Source organism: Lysinibacillus sphaericus, from assembly GCF_006864135.1.
Lineage (GTDB): Bacteria > Bacillota > Bacilli > Bacillales_A > Planococcaceae > Lysinibacillus.
Genome location: NZ_SADV01000027.1, coordinates 26944 through 53345 on the forward strand (window position 1 = coordinate 26944; position 26402 = coordinate 53345).

Sequence of the window (26402 nt, forward strand, 5' to 3'; positions counted from 1 at the left end):
GATATGGCATTTCAAATTATTTTAAATGTTGTACTTGCCTTCGTTTGGATGTTCCTTTCTTCTAATTACACAGCAACAGGCTTTATCATTGGGTTCATTCTCGGTATTATATTGCTCATTATTATGCGTAGATTTTTTACTACCCGTCTTTACGTCTACCGCATATGGGCAATCATTAAGTTGACGTTACTCTTTTTAAAGGAGTTAGTGTTAGCGAATGTACAAGTTCTTCGAGTGGTATTAAAGCCTAAGTTGGATATGCAGCCTGCATTCTTTGCCTATCCGACTGTGTTAACACAAGAATGGGAAATTACTTTATTATCAAGTCTTATTACGTTAACACCTGGTACTGTAGTAGTGCACGTATCTGATGATGCAAAAACTTTATATGTACATGCGATTGACATGAGTGATGTCGATGAAGCCATTACAGCAATTCGAGATTCATTTGAAAAAGCGATTTTGGAGGTGAGTAAATCATGACAACATTTATTATTGCTTCGATTGTAGTGATTTGCTTATCAATGATTGCAGTCATTTATCGAATGGTTAAAGGTCCTTCTGCATCTGATCGTGTAGTAGCATTGGATTCATTAGGTGTATCAGTCATCTCGCTCATTGGACTGTTTTCAGTACTGGTTGAAACAAGCTTCTTCCTGGAGATTATATTATTGTTAGCGATTTTATCGTTTATCGGTACGGTTGCTTTCTCTAAATTCATAGAGAAAGGAGATATCATTAAACGTGACAATTCTCGCTAATAGTTTAGTTATCTTTTTCATTTCTGTAGGGGTGCTATTTATAGTCGTGACTGCCATTGGTCTTGTCCGTTTACCTGATTTGTACACACGTGCGCACGCTGCTTCAAAAAGTGCAACGCTCGGTGTCATGTGCGTACTCATTGGGGTATTCTTTCACTTTTGGTTAATTGAAGATCACTTTAATCCCCGCATTTTACTCGGTATACTGTTCCTGTTTATCACAGGTCCTGTTGGAGGGCATATTATGACTCGCTCCTCATACATCGCTGGTGTAAAGCCTTGGAAAGGCACAATACACGACGAGCTTGGACCTGAAATTGATCGGATGAAAAAAGAACAAGGCATTAAATAACTTTTCCAAAAAAGTTGGCCAATGAATAAACTTCATTGGCCACTTTTTTAGTTATTTGATAGCATAAAAAATTCCTTCTCTAAACCAATGCCTTCCCAAAAGTTTAGTGCTAAGTCATTTTCTAAATCTACATAAACATTTACTACAGTAGTATTATGTTCGTCATTAAACCAATTCACTAAATCATCTACTAGACGTTTAGCAACCTTCTGTCTTCTATATACTGGCACTACATAAACCTCGTCTATTTGACCATAGTTCATATCGAAAATAAAATCCTTTTTGATCGAAGCCATTCCAAAACCAATCATTGCATTATTTTCATCAGTTGCTATATAAATGGCCCCATATTTTGATTGAATATATTGTTCTAGTTGTTCTTGAATACCCTTCCTTTCACTCTCCCCTAATTCGCAATCTGCAGTTTCTATGGCATTTTCATTCCATAGCTCCAATATTTCATTTAATAATTTTTGGTTTACAATATCCTCCGTTAATAGTTGAATATGTATGCTCATTTCTTCATCTCCTATAATTTATGATGACTTAATCATCCCACAATATATGGAATTATTCTATAATAAATAGGTAAATCTACCATTAAAAAATCTGCTCATCATAAGTAAGCAGATTCTTTAAAAAACAGATTTAGTATATATATCCTTTTGAAGTTAATATGTCTGTGAGCTGGTCTACGCACTCTTCGATAGAATGAAGTTCTGTGTCTAAAATGATTTCTGGATTTTCCGGTTCTTCATAGGGTGCACTAATCCCAGTAAAGTTTGGAATTTCCGCATTACGTGCTTTTTTATAAAGACCTTTTGGATCACGTTTTTCACACATTTCTACCGAACAATTCACATATACCTCTATAAATTCCCCTGTTTCCACAAGCTCACGGACAACTTGACGATCTTCTCGGTAAGGTGAAATAAAAGCAGTTAGAACAATTTGTCCATTTTCCACAAAAAGCTTAGAAACCTCTCCAATACGTCTGATATTTTCCTTTCGACCAGCTTCATCAAATCCTAAATCCTTATTTAAGCCATGGCGAACATTATCACCATCTAAGACAAATGCTTGATGGCCACGTTCAAAGAGTCTGCGTGCAAATGCGTTTGCCACAGAAGATTTCCCAGATGCTGATAAGCCGGTGAACCATAAAATAAAACTTTGATGCTTGTTTTGTGTACGACGCTCCTCTTTCGTAATGGAAGCTTCATGCCAAACGATATTTGAACTCACTTTAAAACCTCCTTACGCATTCCCTTAATTAGTACATCCACAACCTCTTTTCGGCTAAATGTACTTGGAGGCAATTCGCCATTACGTAACATTTCACGAACCTTAGTACCCGATAAAATAACATGCACCGAGCTATCATGCGGGCAAGTTTTCGTTGTTGCCATGCCCTCACATTTGTTGCAATAGAAACTATGCTCAAATTTTAATGGAATAATTCCTAATTCATCTTCCGTAAATTGTTCAAAGATTTTTTGTGCATCGTATGTGCCATAATAATCGCCAACTCCTGCATGATCACGCCCAACGATAAAATGCGTACAGCCATAATTTTTTCGTACAAGTGCGTGGAAAATAGCTTCCTTTGGACCTGCATATCGCATTGCAGCTGGGAACACGCCTAATTGCACGCGATTTTTGGGATAATAATTTTCTAGTAAAACTTCATAGCTTTCCATACGAATTGAGGCTGAAACATCGTCTGATTTTGTTTCCCCAACAAGCGGGTTTAAAAATAATCCATCAATTGTTTCAAGTGCCGCCTTTTGAATGTATTCATGTGCTCGATGCACAGGATTCCGTGTTTGGAAGCCAACAATTGTTTTCCAACCCTTTTCAGCAAAAAGCTTTCGTGTTTCAAGCGGATCGAATGAATAGGCAGGAAACTTTTGCTCTAGACGTTTTACTAATGTAATTTTCCCGCCCACATAAATACTTGGACGTTCATACAACTTTTTAACACCTGGATGCTCTGAATCCTTCGTGCCGTATATTAACATTGCCTCTTTCTGTTTATTTGGCTCATAAATATCAGCAACTTCAATAACACCATAAACAGCATCACCGTATACTAATATTGCCTCATCGCCCGGTTGCAATGTTGCCGCAACTTCCTTGACTACTGGTAATGTAATCGGAATACTCCATACCACCCCTGACGCTAAACGCGTATGTTCAACAACTGATTCATAATCTTCCTGCGTTAAAAAACCTTCAATCGGACTGTAACCACCGATAGCAATTAACTCTAAATCGCTAAGTGCAATGGCATCCAAATCAATAATTTTATTTATATGCGTTACATCCTTCTCTGGATTAAAAGCTTGCACTAATCGTCCACCATGCGGTTGTAAACTCATCAAAATCTCCTCCTAGTTTTATTGAATTACTCAGTTTTATATTTAATCAAGCGTGTTGATCGACCATTTTTATCCACTATAATTAATTAGAAGGCTCTGATTTCCGCTGCGGGCGAGCGTCGAGTAGCCCTATGCTACAATCAGTTAAAGTGGACATACATTAGTAAAATATCCACAAAAAAATCATTTTATTAGCCAATAATAACCCTATATTTTCCTAATCAACACGCCTGATATTTAAGTTTATTTACTTTGATTTTTCATCTTAGGCAAATTGAGACTTCTTCGATTAATTTCTTCCTTACAGAAATGATCGGGAATCCTTCTGAATTGACCGGCTTTCCCCTCAACCAGGTATTTAAATTCCTTCACCCTCATCGTATATTGAGCGCTCTTCTTCACGCATTGTTCGCATTAAGCTAATGACACCAAGTGTTCCAATAATAATGCTGCCAATTATGACGATGGCATAGACATCTTTCTCTAAAAATAGCTGTACTAAAAAATAGGAGATGGTTAAAGAAAGGATTGGCGAGACAATCCAAATACGGATTATTTTTTTCACAATATGCTTATGGAAAATTTGTGTCCCGTTTTTAGCCATCCCCATCCCGATAATCGAAGAGGATGTTACTTGTGTTAATGGCACGGGCAGCCCAAAGATAGAGCTTACACCGACTAGTAGTGCACCTGTGCTCGATATTAATATCCCTTCTGCCTTCTCAAAGCGCATAATTTTTTTACCATTTGTTTCAAGCACTCGTTTTCCTAGTAGCATCGCCCCAAGCGCCACAAATGCCCCACCAAGTAATATTCCAGTTGTTACACTCATCATTCCTGCACCAACAAGAGGCCCAACTGCATTTGCTACGTTATTCATCCCTGCTGAAAAGGCTTCGAAAAATCCAGCGAACACAAGGAGGATTGTTAATATTGAATGATCTTTTAACAAGCCCTTAACACGTAATTTATACAGCCACTTCCCAAAGACAAATGCAATGACAAACGCTACAATTGGCACTATTACCCAAAACGATATGATGACAAGCAATGATTTAATATATAACACTTTGTAGGCAATCCCTACACCTACAACTGCTCCTACTGTCACTTCACTTGTTGATAATGGGATGCCTAAAAGATTGGCGAGAAATAGTGAGCTTGTCGCAGAAATCAAAATAATAATGACAATCTTTACTGTAATGTACTCCTGTGGCATTATGCCGGAGCTGATTGTCTTTACTACCTCTCCACCTCCAAGAACTGCCCCAGAAAAAACACCTACTGAGCAAATGAGCAATGCTTGCCAAGCTTTTTTGATGGCACCTGCTCCGTAAGCGACTCCCATTGAGGCTGCCGCTCCACTAGCACCTATATTCATCGCAAAAAATAAACTAATCGCTATTGCTACATATTCAAGCATGGCAAAACCCCTTTACTCATGTAATCCACATTCAGTTTTACCAGACCCCTGCCATCTACCTGAACGCAAATCATCCATTGTAAATGCCGGTTTTGTACAGTGCTCGCAGCCGACGCTTGGATAGCCTCTGTCATGCAATGGATTGTATGGCAAACTATGCTTTGAGACATAGCGCCAGACATCCTTCCATGTCCAATGAATGAGTGGACAAATTTTAATAGACTGAAATTTATCGTCACGATTGATAAAGTTCGTATTTTGTCGGGTTGGTGATTGTTCACGACGCAAACCTGAAATCCAAGCTTTTGCGCCCGCTAACGCTTCATGTAACGGTACAATCTTGCGAATCTCACAGCATTTATTTGGATTGGACTTCCATAATTCATCACCATATTCAGTTGCTTGTTGTTCAAGTGTAAGTGCTGGTTTTTGCATAGTAATGTTAAGCTCTGGATATTTTTTTTTTACTTTATCAATCGTTTCATATGTTTCCTTAAAATGAACATCTGTATCTAAAAAGATAATAGTAGCATTAGGCTTCACCTTTGAAATAAGGTCAAGCAAGACAATTCCCTCAATCCCAAAGCTACATGCATAGACGATATCCTCTCCATATTCAGCATAACTCCACTGTAAAACCTCTAGTGCAGCCTTATACGTTTCGTCTACTTGAAAATTCAATGTTGGCTCATGCCAAGTTGCATATGTTAGCATATAATCCTCCTCATAACTAAAAAGAGACGTTCTAACGAAAGACATATATATACATGTCTTTGTTAAAACGCCTCTAGTTTGACTAGCCAGCTTATTATGAAATGATTGTCACTAGTATTTGCTACCTCGTTCTACAATCATTTTTCTTATTACCAAATATATACTAAAGTACACCTAGTAGTCAACTAGGTTTTTTGCAAAATTTCATTTCAATGAGCCCAAATTTTTCTACTTTATTCTTGCATATAATGATGGTTAAGAGCACCATTTTTAAATTCCTTGTTGACTAATAGGAAATATATGTTTAATGTATAACTAAGCTTTGAACCAAACCAATATAAAATGCTGATCAGAGTATCTGAAGGCCATCTACTTATGACGATTATACATCGTACCGGTAGGTGGCCTTTTGTAATCTCTAGACAAAAAAGGAGCGATTTTTTATGAAAAAAAGGAAACATTTTCTCCAATCGTTAGCACTTTCATCTGTATTAGCTCTAATATTAACCGGTTGCGGCAGTAGCTCTTCAGAAAAGAATACAAATGCTCAGGAATCCAAAAAACCTGTAGAACTATTAAATGTATCCTATGATCCAACACGTGAGCTTTATGAGGAATTCAACAAAGATTTTATAAAAAAATGGAAGGATGAAACCGGTCAAGATGTAACGATAAAACAATCACATGGAGGCTCTGGTAAACAGGGTCGAGCTGTAATTGATGGTCTAGAGGCAGATGTTGTTACACTAGCACTAGCTTACGATATTGATGTGATTGCACAAGCTCGAGGCCTATTAAATAAAGATTGGCAAACAGAATTTGACAATAACTCAACACCTTATACATCGACTATTGCCTTTTTAGTACGCAAAGGCAATCCAAAGGGTATTAAAGACTGGAATGATTTAATTAAAGATGATGTATCTGTCATCACACCAAATCCTAAAACATCTGGTGGTGCACGTTGGAATTATTTAGCCGCTTGGGCCTATGCAGGGAAATTATATAAAAATGATGAGGCAAAAATAAAGGAATTTATGAAAGCTCTCTATAGCAATGTGGAAGTACTGGATTCTGGTGCACGCGGTGCGACAACAACATTTGTTGAACGTAAAATTGGTGACGTTTTAATAGCATGGGAAAATGAAGCACATTTATCGCTCAATGAATTGGGTGACGAGTTTGATATCATTACACCTTTTTTAAGTATTTTAGCTGAGCCACCTGTGGCAATCGTTGACAAAATCGTTGATAAAAAAGGCACACGCGAAGTAGCAGAGGCTTATTTAAAGTATTTATATAGTGAACGGGGTCAAGAAATTGCTGCAAAAAATTACTATCGACCACGAAATGAAAAAATTCTAGCAAAATATCAAGAGCAATTTCCAAAACTTGAACTCGTTTCAATTGATGATTTTGGTGGTTGGGCAGAAGCACAAGCGAAGCATTTTAAAGATGGTGGTACATTCGATGAAATTTATGTACCTCAATAAGGAGGCATGTCATGAGTATTTTAACTGTTAATAAAACGACACGTCGCATTATTCCAGGTTTCCACCTTTCACTTGGCTACACTATGTTATATGTTAGTTTGCTAGTCTTATTGCCACTATCTATGATTTTTATTCATACAATGTCCTTAAGCTGGGCAGAGTTTGTTGATATTGTGACCGCTCCTCGTGCTGTCGCTTCCTATAAGGTAAGCTTTAGTACAGCGTTCACTGCTGGTTTACTAAATGTTATTTTTGGCACAATCATTGCTTGGGTGCTTGTGCGCTATCACTTTCCATTTAAACGAATCATCGATGGACTTGTCGATTTACCCTTTGCTTTGCCAACTGCTGTGGCAGGAATTGCCTTAACGTCACTCTATGCGCCAAATGGTTGGATTGGTCAATTTTTTAATTTTAAAATTGCCTATACGCCACTCGGCATTATCATTGCCCTTACATTTATTGGGCTACCATTTGTCGTCCGTACTGTGCAGCCTGTTTTACTAAATATTAGTACCGAGGTTGAGGAAGCATCTGCAAGTCTTGGAGCAACTCGTTTACAAACCTTTCGTAAAGTTATTTTTCCAGAGCTTGCTCCTGCCATTTTAACAGGTTTTTCATTAGCATTTGCACGTGCATTAGGAGAGTACGGTTCTGTTGTTTTTATCGCCGGCAATATGCCGATGAAGACTGAAATTACGCCATTAATTATTATGACTAAGCTCGAGCAATATGACTATGCTGGTGCAACTGCTATTGCAGTAGTAATGCTTGTCACTTCCTTCATTCTATTATTTAGCATTAATTTTATACAATGGCTGGTAAATCGTCGCTTTGTACATTAGGAGGTATTTATGGAACAGTCTACATTTATACAGCAAGTTGCTCCTGCAAAAAATAATGCAGTGACAAAGTCCGCTGCCTTACAAGAGCCTCGCTTTGTCCGATATACGCTAATTTTTATTGCGCTAGCTTTTTTAGCATTTTTCATTGTACTCCCACTAGTATCAATTTTTTCCACTGCCTTTCAAAAAGGGGTAGACGTATATGTAGCAGCTATCACACACCCAGATGCATTGGCAGCTATAAAATTAACCTTAACTGTCGTCGCGATTGCAGTACCATTAAACGCAATCTTTGGCTTTATGGCTGCTTGGGCTTTAACAAAGTTCAATTTTAAAGGAAAAAATCTATTACTGACAATCGTCGATCTCCCTTTTGCAGTATCTCCTGTTATTGCAGGTTTAGTATTTATTTTGTTATTTGGCTCACAAGGATTATTTGGGGATTGGCTATTTAACCATGACATTAAAATTGTTTTTGCGCTACCTGGTATTATCCTTGCTACTGTCTTTGTTACGTTGCCTTTTGTTGCACGGGAGCTTATTCCTCTTATGCAAGCACAAGGCACTTCTGAGGAGGAGGCGTCCATTTCACTTGGTGCCAATGGTTTTAAAACATTTTGGCATGTGACATTGCCAAATATTAAATGGGGCTTATTGTACGGGCTTATACTATGTAATGCTCGGGCAATTGGTGAATTTGGTGCCGTTTCTGTCGTATCAGGGCATATTCGAGGAATGACAAATACAATGCCCCTTCATATTGAAATTTTATACAATGAATACCAATTTGCAGCAGCCTTCGCCGTTGCTTCACTGATGAGTGTGATCGCCATTATGACACTTATCGTTAAAGATATTATTGCTTGGAAATCCAAATCCGTTTAAAGGAGGTATTGTCAGCATGAGCATTCAAATTAACAATGTATCTAAAAAATTCGGTTCCTTTCAAGCTTTAGAAGATGTTTCACTTCATATTCAATCAGGGGAACTGGTTGCCCTTCTCGGCCCATCTGGTTCTGGCAAAACTTCCTTACTACGCGTTATTGCTGGACTTGAAACGTCAGATGTTGGCGAGATTTTATTTGATGGTCAATCGATGATAGATTGCCATCCAAAGGAGCGCAATGTAGGCTTTGTATTCCAGCATTATGCCCTTTTTCGCCACATGACAGTTTTTGACAATGTCGCTTACGGTCTTAAAGTACGCCCCCGTAAAACAAGACCGTCTAAATTAGAAATAAAGAGCAAGGTGATGGAGCTTCTACGACTCGTCAAACTAGATAATTTTTCTGATCGTTACCCAACTCAGCTATCAGGTGGGCAACGTCAGCGTGTTGCGCTTGCTAGAGCTCTCGCAGTGGAGCCCAAGGTGCTTCTATTAGATGAACCTTTTGGAGCACTGGATGCTAAAGTGCGCAAGGAATTGCGGCGTTGGCTTCGAAAGCTTCACGATGATTTTCATATTACAAGCATTTTTGTCACACACGATCAGGAAGAGGCACTTGATGTTGCAGACCGAATTGTCGTAATGAACAACGGCAAGATAGAGCAAATTGGTAGTCCAGACGACGTATACACAAACCCAAAGAGTCCTTTCGTGTATGATTTTTTAGGTAATGTAAATCTCTTTAAAGGACGGTTACAAAATGGTATGCTCCTGCATGGTGAATTTGCGATTGATGTACCTGGTGTACTAGAACATCCAGAGGGTCATGCAGTAGGCTATGTACGTCCCCATGATATTCATATTGAGAAAACTAACAAATCTGGCACCGTCCCCGTCAAAGTTAGCCATATTCATTTGCTCGGACCTATCGTGCAGATTGAGCTGCGTCGTGAAGATATAGATGAATTTTTAGAGGCAGAACTGACTAAGGAGCAGTTTACTAATCTTCAGCTTAAGGTTGGTGACCATGTATTTGTCAAACCAAAGCAATTAAAAGTTTTTATCCCAGAGGACTTTTCCATTTAAAAAAGCCGTGTAGCAATTTTCTTTGCTACATGGCTTATTTTATTTATGATGAAAATCTCGTCCGTCGTAAACAGCTGTTACATAACCCGTACGTATAACAAAATCACCGAAATGCTCGCCCTCTAGACGTTCCTTCGCATAGTGTAGAAGGATTGGACGAAGCTCCGTCAATATTTCCTCCTCACCTATATTTTCACGGAATATTTTATTAAGACGATCACCAGTAAAGCTTGCGCCTAAATACATATTATATTTCCCTGGACCTTTACCGATAAAGCCAATTTCAGCCATTGCTGCACGAGAACAACCATTCGGACAGCCTGACATACGAATAACAATTTCTGTATCATTTAAGCCTGCTTCATCGATGATTGTTTCAATTTTTGTAATAAGGGAAGGCAAGTAACGCTCTGCTTCTGCCATCGCTAAACCACATGTTGGTAACGATACGCAAGCAATCGAATTACGACGCAAGGCAGAATAGTGTGCACCATTTGTAAGCTTGTATTGCTCAATAATAGCAGCGATTTTTTTCTTCTTTTGCGGCGTTACATTACTAATCATTAAATTTTGGTTTGGCGTTAAGCGGAAATCACCCGTATGCACCTTCGCAATTTCTCGTAATCCTGTTAGTAGTTCATAATTTTCAAAGTCCTTAATACGACCATTTTGAATAAATAATGTATAATGCCATTGGCCATCTGCACCTTTAACCCAGCCAAACTCATCACCCGTACGATGAAAGGTAAATGGACGCGCCTCCTGAAAACCCCAGCCTAGACGACGTGTTAGTTCTTCGTTAAACCATTCAAGTCCTCTAGCGTCAATTGTATATTTAAAACGTGCATTTTTACGCACCGAACGATTTCCATAATCACGCTGAATCGTAATAATTTTCTCCGCCGTTTCCAATAGTTTATCAGGTGTGATAAAGCCAATTATACGTGCAAGCTGTGGGTATGTTTCATGATCGCCATGTGTCATGCCCATCCCTCCGCCAACTGCTACGTTAAAGCCTATTAGCTTACCCTCCTCAACAATTGCAATTAACCCTATATCTTGTGAGAATACGTCCACATCATTACTTGGTGGAACAGCAATACCAATTTTAAATTTACGTGGCAAATATTGCGCACCGTATATAGGTTCAATTTCTTCATCCTGAGTGTCAACTACCTTTTCACCATCTAGCCATAGCTCATGGTAAGCCTTTGTTCTAGGTAATAAATGCTCACTTAATTTTACAGACCAATTATAGACTTCCTCATGTAATGCGGATTGATTGGGATTTACATTACACATGACATTACGGTTCACATCTCCGCAGGCAGCAAGAGAATCTAATAACACCTCATTAATTTCCTGCATATATTTTTTAACGTTCCATTTTAAAATGCCGTGCACTTGGAATGCCTGACGTGTCGTTAATTTTAAGGAGCCGTTACCATACTTTCTAGCCATTTCATCCATTACTAGCCATTGTGCTGGAGTAGCTGCTCCGCCCGGTGTACGTACACGCACCATAAATTGATAGGCAGGCTCAAGCTTTTGACGCTGACGTTCATTTCGAAGATCTCGGTCATCTTGTAAATAACTACCATGGAACTTCATTAGACGATTATCATCCTCTGGAATACCTGAGCTTAATGGATTGTTCATCGTACGCTCTAATGTCCCGCGTAGATAATTACTGTCGGTTTTAATACGTTCTACATCACTAGGCTTCCCTGGTTGTGGGGGTAAAATTATTTTTCCTGTCATTTGTTATCGCTCCTTTAATCAATTATGCCTGGCATAATTGTAGCTGTCGTTTCACTTTCGCTACATAAAACATCTTCCGAAAGAAGTTAATAAACGTCACGTTGATAGCGTTTTTGCTGTTTTATCTCTTGGACAAAGGCTTTAGCTTCCTCTGGCGTTTTTTGTCCCTGTTGTTCAATAACGCGAAGTATTGTTGCATCAACATCAGCAGCCATCGATTTTTTATCGCCACAGACATAAATGACTGCTCCTTGCTCTAGCCATTCATAAAAGGCGACAGCATTTTCCTCGATTTTATGTTGAACATATATTTTTCTATCTGTATCACGGGAAAAGGCGACATGCATTTGACTAAGCGTGCCTGAAGCAAGCCAACGCTGCCAATCCGTTTGATAAAGGAAGTCTGTGACAAAATGTTGATCACCCAAAATTAGCCACGCTTTTCCTTCGATGCCTAATTCCTCACGCTCCTCCAAAAATGCACGATACGGGGCTACACCTGTGCCAGCACCAATCATAATAATCGGTGTGTCCTTATGCTCTGGTAGTCTAAAGTTCGGATTTTTATGAACATAAATCGGTAGTGTATCGCCAATTTGAATACGTTCCGCTACACTTCCAGAGCAAACACCAAGACGTTGTCGTCCATTCGTCTCATAGCTTACTTTTCCAATTGTTAAATGTACTTCTTCACTATTTGCCTTCTGACTACTAGCAATAGAATATAGACGTGCTGGAATTTTACGTAGTAAATCTACAAATTGCTGCGCATCCCATATAAATGGTGCAAAGTCTTGCACAACGTCAAGTAAGTCTCTTCCCTTGGTATAGTCCTTCCATGAATTAGAGTCTTCAAGTAGCTTTGCAAATTCCTGATGGACCGTATAGGCACCAATTTTTTGTAACAACGGCTTTGATAGTACCGTAATTTCTAACTTTTTTTGTAATGCATCCTTTAATGGTAGCGTTTCTTCGAAGACGGTTACTTCCGTTTGTGGATCAAACTGTAACGCTGTGATTAAAGCATCTACTAGCTTTTTATCATTATCTGGTTGAATACCGATGCTATCCCCTGGTTCGAAATGGAAACTGGCACCTTCGATGGATAATTCAATATGACGTGTTTCTTTATTTGATCCGCGGCCGTTTAAATTAATGTTTTCAAGTACTTCTGCATAAAACGGATTTTTACGGGAATATGTAGTGCCTCCTTGTACTGTCTGATGTTGTGTAGTCGTAGCAGCTATATCGGTCTGTTGCAACAACGCCTGCTGAACAGCAGAGAACCATTGTGCAGCCGAGTCATCATAATCTACATCACAATCTGTGCGAGGGACGATTAAAGTTGCCCCTAATTTGGCAAACTGCTCATCAAAATCCTTTCCTGTTTTACAGAAAAATTCATAAGAACTATCTCCTAAGGCCAATACAGAATAATGAAGATGCTCTAACTTAGGAGCACGCTTACTATGCAAAAAATCGTAGAACTGTATCGCTTGATCAGGCGGATCCCCTTCCCCATGCGTGCTAACAATGAGCAAAAGATTCGCTACCTTTTTTAAATTATTTGGCTTAAACGTTGCTAACGATGCAATGGTTACGTCGACATCGTTATCTTTCAAAGCTAAGGCATATTTTTCAGCTAACCCCTGGCTATTGCCTGTTTGTGAACCATATAAAATCGTCACGGTCTTGGTGCTTGTTTTTACTATCGGCGTTGCTTTTTCGACAACAGAATCTATAGTTGCTAGTGGTGCGCTTAAATAGCCGTTTAACCAAATCCTCTGTTCTCCTGTTAGTTTAGGAAGCAGCTCATTTAACAGCTTTACCTGCTCCTCATTAAATGGACTATTAATTACTTGTAGTTTCAATCTTGCCACCTCACGTTTTAGTATCAATTTCTAATCTTGATTATTTGTTTGATTTTGGTTGTATTTCACAACTATTTTCAAGGTCATTTGCTGATGATTTATCACCATACATTTACCGAGAAAAGTTAAAATTATCGAAGTCGTATTTTTTCCTTCTTTTCAATTTGAACCACATAGGAATTTTGCACAATCAATGTAATCGATCCGTGGTTTACAGTATTTAAAATTTGGCGGACATTATCTAATGCTAGATTTACATTTTCGGTCCTTTTATCTACCATTACAAAACACCTTCCTTAGTAATTTTTAATAATTGACAAATACGTTCCACTAAAACTTCCCTTACATTGTCGTCATAGCCTAAACTTTCACATAAAATAACGTTCTTATTCTCATACTCTTGTAATTGCCTTGCTATACTTTGGCGCAAAATCCCGGTAAATAACAAATACGGCACTATAAACACTGGATGGATCCTATTCTTTTCTTGTTGTATCCAATCTTCAAATGTAGGACCCACTCCATATAAAAAACATGTGTCTACTGCTTCATAGGCATATTTATCACGCAATCTTGTTGCAATTTTTTCTAAATCACTCTTTACTGCAGGATCACTACTCCCACGACCTATAAGTAAAACACTTGCATCGTTAGTAGGATACTTTGCTTCTAAAATTCTAGTTTGTAGTGTATCAATTAATAATTCATGGACACCAAGTGGTTCACCGTATGTAAATCGCACTTGTGGATGCTGTTTTTTTGCTTTATCAATCTCACTTGGAATATCGTGCTTTGCATGCTGAGCAGCAAGCAATAAAATAGGCACGACCGCTATAGCTGTAGCCCCTCTGTTAATACAGCTTGCTATCCCATCTGCAATTGTCGGCGTCGCAAGCTCTAAAAAACAAATTTCTTGAATCGGTAATTCAATGTCCTGTTGTACGCTCTTAAGGAAAATTTTTGCTTGCTCCACGCCTGCCTTTACTCTACTTCCATGAGCGACATATAAAATAGCTTGCATGAACCCACATCCTTACACAGTAGCTTCCGCTAAATGTGGCTGCGGAATATTTTGCTCAAACCATTGAATTGTTTCCCTCAAAGTAACAACTTTACCTACTACAATTATGCTTGGATTTTGGATATTTTCACGCTGTACAATTTCTTCAATATTAGCTAAAGTTCCTGTAACTGTTTTTTGTTGTGAAAATGTACCCCAATGGATAAGTGCTATGGGTGTTTCTTTATCACGCCCATACTTGAGTAACTGTTGACGGATATAGGGAAGGTTACCGACCCCCATATATATAGCAATCGTATCGATTCCTTTCGCTAGACTTTCCCATTGAATAGTATCATCCTTGCCCTCTCTCATATGCCCAGTGACCACTGCAAAACTTGAGCTTAAGTCACGATGTGTAACAGGAATCCCAGCATAAGCAGGCGCTGCTATCCCAGAAGTAATGCCAGGCACAATTTCAAATGGAATATTATGCTGAGCAAGCACCTCTGCTTCCTCAGCTCCCCTTCCAAAAACGAATGGGTCGCCTCCCTTTAATCTTGTTACAATCAATCCTTGCTGTGCATAACTAACAAGTGATTGATTAATTTGCTCTTGGATCATAGCGTGCCGTTGAGGCAGCTTACCACAAAAGATAAGCTTAGCCTCTCGTTTAGCATAGGTTAGTAAATTCTTATTGATGAGTCTGTCATACAGGATGACATCAGCACATTCGATACACCGTAATCCTTTTACCGTGATAAGATCCACGTCGCCAGGACCTGCACCCACTATAAAAACTTTCCCCATTTGATTTCACTCCCTCTTTTCCTTGCTTGAGATCGAAAAAAGAGACTCAAATTATCCATAGGCAAAGCAATGCCTGTGAATAATAAGAGCCTCTAGTTTTCTAGTCAGCTACGTATTTAATTCTTAGTAATATAATAAGAATAATAAATAATATAGTATATTCTGTCAATACAATATTTAGTGCCTAAAAAATGATTTTTATTTAATTTTACTTAACCAAGTATGCCTCGACATAATTGCGTTCAGAATGTCTTTGTGCTTAGTCCTGCAGATGTTTTTTGTGCGAAAGCGCAGCGTCAGCAACAACATGATGTTGGTCACTCAGACGTTGCCACAGGACGTGACGTTCTCAGTGAGTTCCTATATTTCAGCAGTTATTTTTGATACCTGCTGAAAGGTGACTTAAAACCGCATTTAACCCACCACCATAGAAGTAGGAGACTTTTGTACCTGTCACTTCGCCTTTTGTAACTTAACACTTGCTAAAAGAAGTTAAAGAAAAAAACCAGGTGTCACTTGCTGACACCTGGTTTTTTTTGAGATCTATGTTGTTTGAGTTAAAATCTACGAGGCCCTCTAAATGGTGGACCCGGTCTGAAAAACGGTGGTCTGAAAAACGGTGGCCCGAAAAACGGTGGCCCGAAAAATGGTGGTCCGAAAAATGGTGGTCCGAAAAATGGCGGCCCGAAAAATGGCGGTCGGAAAAACGGCCCACCTACTGGCATAAAGCCTCCTGGAAAACCTCCGAAGAATGTCATAAGCTTCCTCCCTTTTTTTATTCTATCTTATGTAGGAGGATGCATTTATCACATGTCTATTGCCTATCCTATTTTTCTTCTCCCAAACGTTGCACAAAATTTGCTAGTGTACGTACCATTACGCCTGTACCACCTTTTGGACCTAGATCATGTACAGCAATCGCATCTGACGTTCCCGCAATATCTAAGTGAATCCATGGTGTATCACCAACAAACTCACCAACGAAGCCTCCTCCAAAAATCATGTGCCCATCACGACCAGGAGAGTTATTTAAATCAGCGACGTCTGATTTACGAATTCGTTTTTTATCATTTTCTGTTAAAGGCATGCGCCATACAAATTCATCAGTCTCTTGTGCAGCTTCCATGAAAGCAGCAAAAAAGTCATCGTCATTAGAAAGGGCACCTGTTTTATCCATACCAAGTGCTGTAATTACTCCGCCTGTTAACGTTGCCACATCGATCAGGGCAGTAGCTCCTTGTTGTTTAGCATATGTTGTAGCGTCTGCTAATACTAAACGTCCTTCCGCGTCGGTATTTAAAACTTCTACCGTTTTACCGCTATATGTCGTAATGACATCATCTGGCTTAAATGCTGTGCCAGATACCATATTATCGGTAGAACCAATAACTGCCACAACATTTTTATTAGGGCGTAATTCACCGATGATTTTCATGGCACCTAGCACGGCTGCCGCGCCGCCCATATCCCCCTTCATACCTACCATTGCATCTTTTGGCTTTAAGGAATAGCCACCTGTATCATACGTAACCCCTTTGCCGACAAGACCAATTGGATCATCAAAATCTTCAGTCGCTTTATATTTTAATGTGATTAAGCGAGGTTCTTCATGGGAGCCTTGATTGACACATAAAATACCACCCATACCCAACTCTTCCATTTGTGCTTTATCTAAAATTTCCACTTCGAAATCATACTCGACTGCAAGGGACTCTGCGTAATTGGCTAAGTCTACAGCTGTCAGTAAGTTTGGTGGTAAATTAATTAAACTACGTGCTTCATTTACTGCATTTGCATAAATAGCACCAACCTCAAAGCTTGCCACCACTTCATCTAAATCATTAGCAGTAGTTACAAGGTGAACAGCGTCAATACGTTTCTCTACTTCATTTGATGTTGTTTTGTAATGAGGAATTGAATAATATCCAAGACCTGTTCCTTCACCGGCTAAAAAGGCAACATCTGTTACAGTAATCGACTCTGTCGTAAACGACTCAAGCCAAATCGAATATTCTTTAACCCTTAAAGCTCTTAGTTCCTTGCCAAGCAAGCCAAATGCTGCACGAATATCACCTTCAGTTAAATTTTTACGCTCATCCAAACCAACGAATAAAATACGTTTAAGAGCTGCATGGTCTTTTAAGTATGGCAATTTCGTCATTTTTTTTAGCTCAGTAGATACATCCCCTGCACTAATCCACATATCAAGGGATTCTCCATAAAAGGATGAAAAGCTTGCCCAATCCTGCATTTGCTCACGATGTTTAGTGACTCCCACTACTAACACTTCAGTAGAAATCGTTTCAAATGTTTTTGCTTCTTTTACAATATGCATGTTAAATTCCTCCATTCACTAATTTTATTATACCTAAGTTTCAGAAAACGCGTTATATTTAGCTTTTAGAAAATAATGAATGTTATAATAAAAGTAATTATAAGTGAAGGTTGTGATGATTATGAGTTTACTTCAAAATACCCCTTTACTCGTTGCCCTTTTTGCAGTTCTCTTTGCACAGTTTGTAAAAATCCCTATTCATTTTTTTATGACAAGAAAGATTAACTGGGGATTATTTACTTCCACCGGAGGAATGCCTAGCTCCCACTCCGCTTCCGTAACAGGACTAACAACATCTATTGCCTATGAAACAGGATTAGATTCCCCCATTTTTGCCGTAGCCGCTATGTTTTCATTTATCGTCATGTATGATGCGAGTGGAGTACGCTTTCAGGCAGGTCAGCATGCAGCTGTATTAAATCAACTGCGTAAAGACTTTCAAACTTTACTACATGATTTAAAAAAATGGCCGCAAATGGATGGGCAAGAAAAAATGGAAGAGCTAAAAACATTGCTAGGCCACAAACGGAGTGAGGTATTTTTCGGGGCATTAACCGGCATTTTTATCGCCATCATCACATACCAGTTTATTTTGTGAAGACTGACACATCCTCATGTTGAGGCTGTGTTTTTTTATATCGGAACACTTTTGTGATTTATCGGAAACATAAAAAAATCAGTATTCTTCTCTTCATAGAAAGAAGAATACTGAAATAAGATCAATTATGCCTCGGCATAATTTCGTCTGGAATCGGCTTTGTGCTAAGGCCTGCGTAATGCAGGTCAGTTAGCCGTTATCGCATGAATGCGATCGTTATAGGCTAACATCCTTTATTAACTCCTCTCCGATTCCGTGACATCCGCCGGAGGCTTTAGGCCATCAGATGTCTTTTTGTGCGAAAGCGAAGTACTAACGCAGCGTCAGCAGCAGCACGATGTTGGTCACTCAGTCGTTGACAGGATGTGGCGTTCTTAGACTGAGTTCCTCTATTTCAGCTAATGTTTGGACATCTGTACCTGTCGCTACGCTTTCGGTACAAAAGAAACCTGCTGAAAGAAGTTAAAACATTCGATAACCACTTTTACGCAAATAAATCATGACAATCCCCGCAACAATTGAACCGGCAAAGCCACCAGATAAGATAGAAATATCTACAAACTGCAGTGCTTGCAACTTATCTAAAAGTGCTGGAAATGCGGAACCTGGCTTGAAAATATAATCTAAAAAGCTTACATCATCGATAATAAAGATAACAACAATTGGATACACAATTGCCATTAACCAAGTCATTCGCAGTAGCATATTCAATAAAAATCCAATACCAAAGAACATGACGAAAAATAACAAAATTGAAATAATTAACTGTACTAATGAAACTGGACCATCCATGTATGTATAACCTCCGTTTTCCTCTCATTAGTTTACATGATTACTACAACGCTTTCAATGAACATATCCTTGATTTCGCTTGTTCGTCATATTTAGGGATTATGACCATAACGTGTGGTTAATTTCCGTTCCGACTGACGCTTCGCTTTCGCGCAGAGCAAAGCTTCTTGGGGCGTCAGCCTCCACTCCAATCAACTTATAAATAACATACATTTCAACAAATCATACGCTACTTTTGATGATGAACCATCATTAAGAAATAAAAGAAACTATTGAAAACTAGTATACGACTAATTTTCAATAGTTTCTCTCTTTTCATTATGAAGCGGTTTGTGATAATAAATACTTTGATGACTTCCAAAGCTTTGCCCATTTTTTAAAAGCAGCTATCACAATTATTAAGCCTAAAATTAACATAATAACAGACAATACACCATTTAACATATTGTATCCAGCAGCCGCTGTATTCCAATAAACATTTTTAATCATCCAAAGGCCAGCTACATTTACAGTGACATATAAATAGGCCAATGGAATAAAGCAAGTTAAGGCGTAGATTCGTTTATCTGCAACTTTTAAGACTATTGTTACACCACATACTAAACCGATTGTTGCCATCAACTGATTCGAAACGCCAAATAATACCCAAATCGAACTGATATCTCCTGAATACAATAAATAGCCCCACATAAAGCATGCAAGTGCACTTGCAAAGATTGTACCTGGAAGCCAATTTGTACGCTTCAGTGGCTTGTAGACATTGCCGCCAAAATCTTGAATTAAATAGCGCGCTACACGTGTCCCAGCATCAATAGCCGTTAAAATAAAGACCGCCTCAAACATGATAACGAATTGATAGAAATAAGAAGACAATTCGGCAAACCAAGGAATCCCCGTGAAAATATCAGTCATTCCAACTGCTAGCGTTACAGCTCCACCTGTGCGTCCTTCTAAGTCCATCCCAATACTTTCGGCTAATGCATGTAAATGTACCGGTTCCATTCCTAATGTAGCAAAGACTGCAGGAGCAGAATTTATCGCAAAATAATCTGCAGGATGTAGAGCTGTTGCTGCGATTAAAGCCATTACACCTACTAAAGATTCTACGAGCATAGCACCAAAACCAACGATACGAATATCTTCCCAGCGATCAATCATTTTTGGAGTTGTCCCAGAGCCTACAAACGCATGGAAGCCAGAAATAGCCCCACAGGCAATTGTAATGGAGACGAATGGCCATACTGGACCAGCAATTACTGGACCACCACCATGAATAAACTCTGTAATTGGCGGAAATTGAATGATTGGGTTCACGAAAAAGACCCCAATGATTAACGCAATAAATACGCCAATTTTCATGAAACTACTTAAATAATCACGCGGGGCTAATAAGAGCCATACAGGTAATGCCGCCGCAAAGAATGCATAGATAGGTAGAATAATAGATAAGGTATTACGGTCAAACGTTAAAAAATCACCAAATGCTGTCCCTTGAATCATCGGTCCAACAAATACACCGATCATTAACAAAATAAAGCCAACTGTTGACGTAACAATTAAATTTCCTGTTTTACGATAAGCAATACCAACAAGCATCGCTATTGGAATCGTAATCCCTACTGCAAAAGTTCCCCACGGATTTCGCTCCAACGCACCAAGGACAACCATCGATAGCCCGGCCATTGTAATTGTAATAATGAAAAGCATGGCAAGGCCTGTACAAAATCCTGCAACAGGTCCTAATTCCTTCTTCATTACCTCTGATAACGACTTTCCTCCATGGCGCATAGAAGCAAATAACACTACCGCATCATGTACTGCACCACCGATTACTGCACCAATTAACAACCAAAGAAGCCCTGGCAAATATCCAAATTGTGCAGCTAAAATAGGTCCAACTAACGGTCCAGCTGCTGCAATCGCTGCAAAATGATGACCAAATGTTACCCACTTATTCGTCGGAACATAGTCTTTACCATCCTCCATAGCGTGTGCTGGGGTGGGCGTATCATCTTTTATCTTAAGTACCTTCTTTGTGAAAAATATGCCATACAAACGATAGCTAATCATCAGTACACAAATGGAACCTATTACAATTGTAATAGCATTCATGTTATCACTCCTTTTTACGTTTTCCACATCATAGCATATAAATTGAAAGATTATTCGTAAAATTCGCTAAAATGTCAGAATTTTAAGTTGAAAGGGTGTTTTCTACTGTTGAAATGCAGTTATTTTGATAGCTGGAAAATCTTGCGCACATCCTTCATATAAAGCCTGCTAACAGGTATCGAATCTCTATTATGCAAAATCAACTTGTATTTAGAATTACTCCAAGGCTCCAATAATCCCCACGCTAACACCAACAAGTGGTCCACCAAAAATACCAGCAATCGTTACACCAATTAGCCTCGTATTCGCAATAGCTTCCTCTGCATTTATAGTGCTATGTATCATTTGATTTAAAGGATTGATAGACCCACCTTCGATTTTTATCCCTGTATAGCTGCTAACTATACTTAAGGCACTAAAAATAATAATAAGCCAAACATTTTCCTTAACCCCTTGATCCTGAAATAACACTCATGGAAAGAGCCGCCATCTTGACATTAAAAAGGCAAACACCATGATTAGCCCTACTCGCTCTAACATAAACAAGAATAGTTCCATCATAGGTCCCATCCTTTGTCACATTATTTTTTAAAGAACAATTTATAAGAGGAATAGCCAAAGACATCTCCTGGGTTAATGCCTTCAATCCCCTCTAATTGGTGCTTTTCAAATTGGTTGGACGCCATTTCTTTTAACATCACTGATGTCATTTCATCCTGAACGAGCTCCTTTGGATACATCCATTCCGCTGCTAATAATTCATTTTCTTGAATGCAAATCTGCTGCTGCTCATCCTTCATCCGACAATAAAATATCGCCATATTATCACTAATGTCACCGCGAATCACACCCGTTCGAAAACCAATTAAACCTGATACGTAGCAATTGATACCCGTTTCTTCTTTTAATTCGCGAACAACCGCTTCATCTACGGTTTCACCAGCATTGACAAAACCAGCTGGCAATGACCATATTCCCTTTAATCCACTATAAGCCTTTTTAACAACTAACCATTGACCTAACGCATTTACTGTTACCCCTGCAACACCTAACCAAACTTTTCCTCTATCTCTTTTCATAAGCTTCACTCCTATAGCACTATTATAACGACCAATTCTCCATATATAGAAGTATTAAATCAGAATATTATGATTGCTTCATACTCCTAATCATAAATACACACTGGTTCCAATTTTGTAAATATGTTACACTTTTTATTAAAGGGAGTATTCACTCTATTTATAGGGAGGCGTTTTATGTTAAACGAAATATCACCTAATGCAAAACTTTTTATTATAGCAATAGTGTTACTCTTACTATTGCCCTTCATCGTTTTCTTGTTGCCATTAACCATTTCCCAAACATTTTATTTTAACAGAGATAATATCGTGCTGATTACTCCAACAAGCAACTTCACTATGCTTTTCCTAGCAATTGCGTTCATTATTTTAACGTTGATCATGCTTGGTTTCAAACGAAATAAATACACCTATTTGATTACACTTATAGTCATCGTGAGCAGTCTAGTTTTAGGCTATTTTTCTCTTTTAAGTTATACCGCTATACAAAAAACACAAATTGTTTTCAAAGAATTTCATCATCAAACTACATATGAATGGCAGGATATTAAGGAAGTCATTTATGAGTATGAAATAGGTGCAGCAGGCACTTATTCTTTCCAAACGAAAAATAACGAAAAGTTTGCCATTAAAGAAAACGGACAATTTGGCTTAGATGAAAAAAGCGCCATTTACAATTTAGTAAATGACAATGGCGCTACATTCGTAGAGCGCGAGAAGGTAAAGTAACGATTATTTTGAACACCTGCTGAAGGAAGTTATAAAAGCCACTTTCGAGTAGAACGAAAGTGGCTTTTGGAATTTTTCAATGTAGCCCACATGCTAAGATAGTACCCTACCTTTTTATGTTATAAGCTGTTCAAACATTTTCCGTACTTAAACTACGAAAATTATGCTTCCAACTGCTTCATATCCCAATTAAGCTTTAATATATTTTTTAATCGGATGACCTGATCTTCTCCAATTGTATTGACCAGTTGTTTTTCTATTTCTGCTTTACAAAATTGATTTTTTTCAAAACAATCTTCACCAAATTCAGTCATACGAATAGCTTTATGTTTTTTACTGTGTTCGACACTCGTAACTGTCACCAACCCTTTAACTTCCAAACTCTTTATTATTTTATGGGTTGCTTGTCTTGAAAATTTAACATTTTTAGCTACATCTGAAATTGTAAGTTGTTTTTTATAAATCATGCCCAAAATATACCATTCCGAATTTGAAATATATATATCGTTATGCTTATTCCACTTCTCTTCTGCAAGTCTTCGAAGTAGTTCATGACGTTCGCTCAATAAATCAATTACATCTCGATTCTGCAATTCGTCCTTCAACTAGTTCACCTTCATTTCCTATTTTTCGTTATTAATATACAAAAAACAACATCAATCGTCAACCAAGTTGACAAAAATCTTTAAATTGCTTACAATTAATTTAGTCAACTTAGTTGACAATATAGTTTGTTGGAGGGGATATACATGTACAACATTGGCGATGTAGTTATTTACTCATCACATGGACTTTGTTCTATTGAAGATATTTGTGAACAAACCTTTAACGACATTACTAAATCTTATTATGTTTTACAACCACTAAATGAACCACAATTAATCATTCGTACCCCTATTGACAATTCCAAAAAACAGCTTAGAGATGTTATTAAAGAAGAAGAAGCCCTCAGTATTTTACATTCATTCACATCACCCGGTGTGGAATGGATTGAACAAAATACACATCGAATGAGATTTCATTTAGAAATCATTAAATCTGGCAATCGCCAAAAACAAGCAAAGCTGTTAAACACATTGCTACGAAAAAAGCTCGAATATAAGACCAATGAAAAAAAATTCCCTAACCAGGAAGAAAAATTATTGCAATCTTTACAAGATACTATCTTTTCGGAATTTTCCATAGCTCTTAATAAACCATCCGATGAAATTTATGATTATGTTTTAACACAGCTTCACTAGTTGTGAATTATCGGTACAGTAATAAGGCCACGATAAAAAATAATCGTGGCCTTATTTTCTGCTTCATAGTTTAAGCAAAGTAATAGTTCATGTTTAAAATCTTCATTTTCAATTAATATTAAAGCCTCTTCAACATCAAAAAACCGACCTCTATACTTTCACAACTCGTTTGTAATTCACCTCCAATAGAAGTTCCTAACCACCATTTTCATACATTACTTTCCAGTTAACAAAATTGTTTATCTTTGAGAAAATAATTGTAATACATAAAGATTTCGAGGTAGTAATTATTTGAAGAAAAATATTTTTACAAGCATTTTGTATATCCTAGTTTTTGTAGGTATGATCATCACATTATTTTTTGTATATAAGGATATTGATAATTTATTTTTAGCTAAATTTGTATTTGGTTAGTTAATTTTTCTTGTTTTATTCCTTATTTATATAGTAACCGTATCTATAATAAATTTAAGAAAATTGGATAAGATGGACAAAAGAAAACGGTTCTTTAAACTTATTATTATGACTATTCTAATTAGTTGTTGTAATTTTATTTTTTACTATTTAAGAGAACCATCCAAAATAACTTTTTACAATATTGTACTTTCACCATTAGTTATATCACTCATTTTAATTTTATCGGATTTACCATTCTTATCGAAAAATAAAAAATATTAGGATCTTTAAAATTTCGGGGCTTATTGATGAGTGATTCTCTGATTTACGAGCCCTTTTCTTATGCCCACACATAGCTGTATGATGACTTGTTGCACATTTACTATTTCAATACCAATGAATAATATTCCATGTTATAATTTTGAAGAAAATTAATATTAGTTTAAAAGGAGTACAAAATGATGTTTAAAGACCCTTGGAATCCTACGCAAAAAGAGATAAAAAAATGGGCATATAGTGATGAAATGGAACCTGTGCAAGATTGGGAACTCGCTATCTATAAAATCGAAAATATACCAATGATTTGTACATTTGTTGAAGATGAGCAATGTGAACATATTTCTTATTTCCTTAATACCTTATACGTTTTCACTGGAGATATGGTTCGGGTAGGTAGAGATATTCAAAAGCTATCTCAATTACTAGATACGATTGAACATACAACCAAATCAAAAGAACTTAAATTGTGGATCGAACGTTCTCAACTTCTCATTGAATATCCGGAATACTATGATAGCTCTTATTGGGGTCTTTGTTCAAAGTTTGTTTATGAATGATCACAAATTTTAATATAGCCATAAAAGTTAAGATTTGCATCTAGGTTCGATATTCATACCTGCCAATTTCTTTTGTTCTCTTCTCCAGCATACATGATTGCTTCTAATTTATTTTTGTAAGTTAATTCTTATCTTTTTTTCCCTGTGGTAACGGTCAATCATCTGTTGCATGTTATTCTACATATAGTGGGAGGTAATAATTTGATTATTTTTTCGTTTATTATCGTTTACTTCATGCCTATACTCGGGATTATTTTTTGTTTAAATCTTGTCAGCATTTTAACTAAAATTAAGAAGGATGAAAAGACAGCGAAGAATACATTTTGGCTTACACTTTCATTCGTTCTAATAATTTGGTCTATATCTATGGGAACTATTATGGAGTAAGACGAAATTGCCAACTTCATTTTGTTAGGAGATTTCTTCTTTTTCAAGAACATACAAAAAAGCCTTTTCAATTCGTTATGTTTTCCAACATACAAATTAAAAAGGCTTGGTATCTACACACATTTAGACAATTTATTTCTAATCACAAATCTCAGGCGTACCTTCACGTTTCGCCGCTTTAAAGCTTGTGCCACAGCCGCAAGATGCGATTGCATTTGGGTTATCGATGGTGAAGCCTCCGCCCATTAGCGATTGCTTATAGTCAATTTTTGTCCCTATTAAAATCGGCGCATCTTCACGGGAAACAAGAATTGTTAAACCATGTTGTATATCTTCAAAATCATCTTCTTTTTTCTCTTTATCAAAATGCATACCGTATGATAGGCCACTGCAGCCGCCACCATTAACAACTACACGTAAAAACGAACTTTGCTCTTCATTGTGCTCCATCATTTCATTAATATGAAAGACAGCCGCTTCAGTAACTTCAATTACTTGCTTACTTGTCATCCCA

The 26402-nt window shown here is 37.7% G+C and carries 30 protein-coding genes; 11 read left to right on the top strand and 19 right to left on the bottom strand.

Going from position 1 to position 26402, the window contains the following annotated elements; genetic code table 11:
• Positions 1-3: 3 nt before the first annotated feature.
• The 3 genes from C7Y47_RS21025 to mnhG are packed head-to-tail and all read left to right on the top strand — an operon-like array spanning position 4 to position 1113.
• Positions 4-483, top strand: a complete 480-nt coding sequence (locus tag C7Y47_RS21025) for a Na+/H+ antiporter subunit E (RefSeq protein WP_132361710.1) — start codon at positions 4-6, stop codon at positions 481-483.
• A complete protein-coding gene (locus C7Y47_RS21030) occupies positions 480-761 on the top strand; it encodes a Na(+)/H(+) antiporter subunit F1 (RefSeq protein ID WP_142510536.1) in 282 nt (93 codons plus the stop codon). The genes C7Y47_RS21025 and C7Y47_RS21030 overlap by 4 nt, the downstream gene beginning before the upstream one ends.
• Positions 745-1113, top strand: a complete 369-nt coding sequence (mnhG, locus tag C7Y47_RS21035) for a monovalent cation/H(+) antiporter subunit G (protein ID WP_132361712.1) — start codon at positions 745-747, stop codon at positions 1111-1113. The genes C7Y47_RS21030 and mnhG overlap by 17 nt, the downstream gene beginning before the upstream one ends.
• Positions 1114-1160: 47 nt before the next feature.
• Here the strand turns inward: mnhG and C7Y47_RS21040 are convergent, their stop codons facing one another.
• From C7Y47_RS21040 to C7Y47_RS21060, 5 genes are all read right to left on the bottom strand, one after another.
• Positions 1161-1631: a GNAT family N-acetyltransferase gene (locus C7Y47_RS21040; protein WP_142510537.1), complete on the bottom strand. Its 471-nt coding sequence runs from the start codon at positions 1629-1631 to the stop codon at positions 1161-1163.
• A gap of 130 nt (positions 1632-1761) precedes the next feature.
• Positions 1762-2358, bottom strand: a complete 597-nt coding sequence (cysC, locus tag C7Y47_RS21045; RefSeq protein WP_142510538.1) for an adenylyl-sulfate kinase — start codon at positions 2356-2358, stop codon at positions 1762-1764.
• Positions 2355-3494: a sulfate adenylyltransferase gene (gene sat, locus C7Y47_RS21050; RefSeq protein WP_142510539.1), complete on the bottom strand. Its 1140-nt coding sequence runs from the start codon at positions 3492-3494 to the stop codon at positions 2355-2357. The genes cysC and sat overlap by 4 nt, the downstream gene beginning before the upstream one ends.
• Positions 3495-3852: 358 nt before the next feature.
• Positions 3853-4917: an inorganic phosphate transporter gene (locus C7Y47_RS21055; protein ID WP_142510540.1), complete on the bottom strand. Its 1065-nt coding sequence runs from the start codon at positions 4915-4917 to the stop codon at positions 3853-3855.
• A 12-nt stretch (positions 4918-4929) separates the two neighbouring features.
• Positions 4930-5631 (bottom strand): phosphoadenylyl-sulfate reductase, encoded by a 702-nt coding sequence (locus C7Y47_RS21060; RefSeq protein ID WP_142510541.1) that lies wholly within the window; start codon positions 5629-5631, stop codon positions 4930-4932.
• 443 nt (positions 5632-6074) lie between these two features.
• On the opposite strand from C7Y47_RS21060, the gene C7Y47_RS21065 reads away from it, so the two are divergent.
• Genes C7Y47_RS21065 through C7Y47_RS21080 form a run of 4 tightly spaced genes read left to right on the top strand, consistent with a single transcriptional unit; the run spans position 6075 to position 9941 of the window.
• Positions 6075-7124: a sulfate ABC transporter substrate-binding protein gene (locus tag C7Y47_RS21065; protein WP_142510542.1), complete on the top strand. Its 1050-nt coding sequence runs from the start codon at positions 6075-6077 to the stop codon at positions 7122-7124.
• A gap of 11 nt (positions 7125-7135) precedes the next feature.
• Positions 7136-7969, top strand: coding sequence for a sulfate ABC transporter permease subunit CysT (gene cysT, locus C7Y47_RS21070; RefSeq protein WP_142510543.1), 834 nt, complete (start codon positions 7136-7138; stop codon positions 7967-7969).
• Positions 7970-7978: 9 nt separating this feature from the next.
• Positions 7979-8854, top strand: a complete 876-nt coding sequence (gene cysW / locus C7Y47_RS21075) for a sulfate ABC transporter permease subunit CysW (RefSeq protein ID WP_142510544.1) — start codon at positions 7979-7981, stop codon at positions 8852-8854.
• A 16-nt stretch (positions 8855-8870) separates the two neighbouring features.
• On the top strand, positions 8871-9941 hold the full coding sequence (locus C7Y47_RS21080; protein WP_142510545.1) for a sulfate/molybdate ABC transporter ATP-binding protein: 1071 nt from the start codon (positions 8871-8873) through the stop codon (positions 9939-9941).
• Positions 9942-9980: 39 nt separating this feature from the next.
• On the opposite strand, the gene cysI is transcribed toward C7Y47_RS21080, so the two are convergent.
• From cysI to C7Y47_RS21115, 7 genes are all read right to left on the bottom strand, one after another.
• Positions 9981-11702, bottom strand: a complete 1722-nt coding sequence (cysI, locus tag C7Y47_RS21085) for an assimilatory sulfite reductase (NADPH) hemoprotein subunit (protein WP_142510546.1) — start codon at positions 11700-11702, stop codon at positions 9981-9983.
• A gap of 86 nt (positions 11703-11788) precedes the next feature.
• Positions 11789-13573, bottom strand: coding sequence for an assimilatory sulfite reductase (NADPH) flavoprotein subunit (locus C7Y47_RS21090; RefSeq protein WP_142510547.1), 1785 nt, complete (start codon positions 13571-13573; stop codon positions 11789-11791).
• Between the two features lie 131 nt (positions 13574-13704).
• On the bottom strand, positions 13705-13854 hold the full coding sequence (locus C7Y47_RS21095; protein ID WP_079561519.1) for a YezD family protein: 150 nt from the start codon (positions 13852-13854) through the stop codon (positions 13705-13707).
• Positions 13854-14594 carry a sirohydrochlorin chelatase gene (locus tag C7Y47_RS21100; protein ID WP_142510548.1) on the bottom strand — a complete coding sequence of 247 codons (741 nt, stop codon included), beginning with the start codon at positions 14592-14594 and terminating at the stop codon, positions 13854-13856. The genes C7Y47_RS21095 and C7Y47_RS21100 overlap by 1 nt, the downstream gene beginning before the upstream one ends.
• Before the next feature lie 12 nt (positions 14595-14606).
• A complete protein-coding gene (gene cobA / locus C7Y47_RS21105) occupies positions 14607-15383 on the bottom strand; it encodes a uroporphyrinogen-III C-methyltransferase (RefSeq protein WP_142510549.1) in 777 nt (258 codons plus the stop codon).
• 557 nt (positions 15384-15940) lie between these two features.
• Positions 15941-16141: a hypothetical protein gene (locus C7Y47_RS25090; RefSeq protein WP_185903558.1), complete on the bottom strand. Its 201-nt coding sequence runs from the start codon at positions 16139-16141 to the stop codon at positions 15941-15943.
• Positions 16142-16209: 68 nt separating this feature from the next.
• Complete coding sequence (locus C7Y47_RS21115) at positions 16210-17718, bottom strand: leucyl aminopeptidase (protein ID WP_142510550.1); 1509 nt, start codon at positions 17716-17718, stop codon at positions 16210-16212.
• A gap of 115 nt (positions 17719-17833) precedes the next feature.
• Here C7Y47_RS21115 and C7Y47_RS21120 point away from each other — a divergent pair, with 115 nt between their 5' ends.
• Positions 17834-18316, top strand: a complete 483-nt coding sequence (locus tag C7Y47_RS21120; protein WP_132361740.1) for a divergent PAP2 family protein — start codon at positions 17834-17836, stop codon at positions 18314-18316.
• Between the two features lie 462 nt (positions 18317-18778).
• Here the strand turns inward: C7Y47_RS21120 and C7Y47_RS21125 are convergent, their stop codons facing one another.
• The 5 genes from C7Y47_RS21125 to C7Y47_RS21145 all read right to left on the bottom strand — a co-directional run bounded on the left by C7Y47_RS21125 (position 18779) and on the right by C7Y47_RS21145 (position 22299).
• Positions 18779-19108, bottom strand: coding sequence for a YuiB family protein (locus C7Y47_RS21125; protein ID WP_132361742.1), 330 nt, complete (start codon positions 19106-19108; stop codon positions 18779-18781).
• A 318-nt stretch (positions 19109-19426) separates the two neighbouring features.
• Entirely contained in the window at positions 19427-21220 is a 1794-nt protein-coding gene (locus C7Y47_RS21130) for a carbon starvation CstA family protein (protein ID WP_142510551.1), read from the bottom strand.
• Between the two features lie 119 nt (positions 21221-21339).
• Positions 21340-21486, bottom strand: a complete 147-nt coding sequence (locus tag C7Y47_RS26170) for a LytTR family transcriptional regulator DNA-binding domain-containing protein (RefSeq protein ID WP_366151282.1) — start codon at positions 21484-21486, stop codon at positions 21340-21342.
• Positions 21437-21691: a LytS/YhcK type 5TM receptor domain-containing protein gene (locus C7Y47_RS21140; RefSeq protein WP_255505288.1), complete on the bottom strand. Its 255-nt coding sequence runs from the start codon at positions 21689-21691 to the stop codon at positions 21437-21439. The genes C7Y47_RS26170 and C7Y47_RS21140 overlap by 50 nt, the downstream gene beginning before the upstream one ends.
• A gap of 110 nt (positions 21692-21801) precedes the next feature.
• A complete protein-coding gene (locus tag C7Y47_RS21145; RefSeq protein WP_142510552.1) occupies positions 21802-22299 on the bottom strand; it encodes an NUDIX hydrolase in 498 nt (165 codons plus the stop codon).
• Positions 22300-22476: 177 nt separating this feature from the next.
• Between C7Y47_RS21145 and C7Y47_RS21150 the strand changes: the two genes are divergently transcribed.
• Positions 22477-23028, top strand: a complete 552-nt coding sequence (locus C7Y47_RS21150; protein ID WP_142510553.1) for a hypothetical protein — start codon at positions 22477-22479, stop codon at positions 23026-23028.
• A gap of 161 nt (positions 23029-23189) precedes the next feature.
• Here the strand turns inward: C7Y47_RS21150 and C7Y47_RS21155 are convergent, their stop codons facing one another.
• On the bottom strand, positions 23190-23633 hold the full coding sequence (locus C7Y47_RS21155; protein ID WP_142510554.1) for a MarR family winged helix-turn-helix transcriptional regulator: 444 nt from the start codon (positions 23631-23633) through the stop codon (positions 23190-23192).
• Positions 23634-23777: 144 nt separating this feature from the next.
• Between C7Y47_RS21155 and C7Y47_RS21160 the strand changes: the two genes are divergently transcribed.
• Together C7Y47_RS21160 and C7Y47_RS21165 are read left to right on the top strand one after the other, a co-directional pair.
• Positions 23778-24269: a CarD family transcriptional regulator gene (locus C7Y47_RS21160; protein ID WP_142510555.1), complete on the top strand. Its 492-nt coding sequence runs from the start codon at positions 23778-23780 to the stop codon at positions 24267-24269.
• Between the two features lie 854 nt (positions 24270-25123).
• The gene (locus tag C7Y47_RS21165; protein ID WP_142510556.1) at positions 25124-25501 is read left to right on the top strand and encodes a hypothetical protein; all 378 of its coding nucleotides are present in this window, start codon (positions 25124-25126) and stop codon (positions 25499-25501) included.
• Positions 25502-26026: 525 nt separating this feature from the next.
• Here C7Y47_RS21165 and C7Y47_RS21170 read toward each other — a convergent pair.
• Complete coding sequence (locus C7Y47_RS21170) at positions 26027-26398, bottom strand: HesB/IscA family protein (protein ID WP_142510557.1); 372 nt, start codon at positions 26396-26398, stop codon at positions 26027-26029.
• Positions 26399-26402 lie beyond the last annotated feature (4 nt).

Excerpts from the sequence above, each read along its gene's own strand:
- C7Y47_RS25090 (WP_185903558.1), bottom strand. The coding sequence starts at position 16,141 with ATGACATTCTTCGGAGGTTTTCCAGGAGGCTTTATGCCAGTAGGTGGG.
- C7Y47_RS21025 (WP_132361710.1), top strand. The coding sequence starts at position 4 with ATGGCATTTCAAATTATTTTAAATGTTGTACTTGCCTTCGTTTGGATG.
- C7Y47_RS21040 (WP_142510537.1), bottom strand. The coding sequence starts at position 1,631 with ATGAGCATACATATTCAACTATTAACGGAGGATATTGTAAACCAAAAA.
- C7Y47_RS21055 (WP_142510540.1), bottom strand. The coding sequence starts at position 4,917 with ATGCTTGAATATGTAGCAATAGCGATTAGTTTATTTTTTGCGATGAAT.
- C7Y47_RS21065 (WP_142510542.1), top strand. The coding sequence starts at position 6,075 with ATGAAAAAAAGGAAACATTTTCTCCAATCGTTAGCACTTTCATCTGTA.
- C7Y47_RS21150 (WP_142510553.1), top strand. The coding sequence starts at position 22,477 with ATGTTAAACGAAATATCACCTAATGCAAAACTTTTTATTATAGCAATA.
- C7Y47_RS21125 (WP_132361742.1), bottom strand. The coding sequence starts at position 19,108 with ATGGATGGTCCAGTTTCATTAGTACAGTTAATTATTTCAATTTTGTTA.
- C7Y47_RS21160 (WP_142510555.1), top strand. The coding sequence starts at position 23,778 with ATGTACAACATTGGCGATGTAGTTATTTACTCATCACATGGACTTTGT.
- cobA (WP_142510549.1), bottom strand. The coding sequence starts at position 15,383 with ATGGGGAAAGTTTTTATAGTGGGTGCAGGTCCTGGCGACGTGGATCTT.
- C7Y47_RS21030 (WP_142510536.1), top strand. The coding sequence starts at position 480 with ATGACAACATTTATTATTGCTTCGATTGTAGTGATTTGCTTATCAATG.
- C7Y47_RS21060 (WP_142510541.1), bottom strand. The coding sequence starts at position 5,631 with ATGCTAACATATGCAACTTGGCATGAGCCAACATTGAATTTTCAAGTA.
- C7Y47_RS21165 (WP_142510556.1), top strand. The coding sequence starts at position 25,124 with ATGATGTTTAAAGACCCTTGGAATCCTACGCAAAAAGAGATAAAAAAA.
- sat (WP_142510539.1), bottom strand. The coding sequence starts at position 3,494 with ATGAGTTTACAACCGCATGGTGGACGATTAGTGCAAGCTTTTAATCCA.
- cysW (WP_142510544.1), top strand. The coding sequence starts at position 7,979 with ATGGAACAGTCTACATTTATACAGCAAGTTGCTCCTGCAAAAAATAAT.
- C7Y47_RS21115 (WP_142510550.1), bottom strand. The coding sequence starts at position 17,718 with ATGCATATTGTAAAAGAAGCAAAAACATTTGAAACGATTTCTACTGAA.
- C7Y47_RS21100 (WP_142510548.1), bottom strand. The coding sequence starts at position 14,594 with ATGCAAGCTATTTTATATGTCGCTCATGGAAGTAGAGTAAAGGCAGGC.
- cysI (WP_142510546.1), bottom strand. The coding sequence starts at position 11,702 with ATGACAGGAAAAATAATTTTACCCCCACAACCAGGGAAGCCTAGTGAT.
- C7Y47_RS21170 (WP_142510557.1), bottom strand. The coding sequence starts at position 26,398 with ATGACAAGTAAGCAAGTAATTGAAGTTACTGAAGCGGCTGTCTTTCAT.
- C7Y47_RS21145 (WP_142510552.1), bottom strand. The coding sequence starts at position 22,299 with ATGAAAAGAGATAGAGGAAAAGTTTGGTTAGGTGTTGCAGGGGTAACA.
- C7Y47_RS21120 (WP_132361740.1), top strand. The coding sequence starts at position 17,834 with ATGATTATGAGTTTACTTCAAAATACCCCTTTACTCGTTGCCCTTTTT.
- C7Y47_RS21130 (WP_142510551.1), bottom strand. The coding sequence starts at position 21,220 with ATGAATGCTATTACAATTGTAATAGGTTCCATTTGTGTACTGATGATT.
- cysT (WP_142510543.1), top strand. The coding sequence starts at position 7,136 with ATGAGTATTTTAACTGTTAATAAAACGACACGTCGCATTATTCCAGGT.
- C7Y47_RS21095 (WP_079561519.1), bottom strand. The coding sequence starts at position 13,854 with ATGGTAGATAAAAGGACCGAAAATGTAAATCTAGCATTAGATAATGTC.
- C7Y47_RS21080 (WP_142510545.1), top strand. The coding sequence starts at position 8,871 with ATGAGCATTCAAATTAACAATGTATCTAAAAAATTCGGTTCCTTTCAA.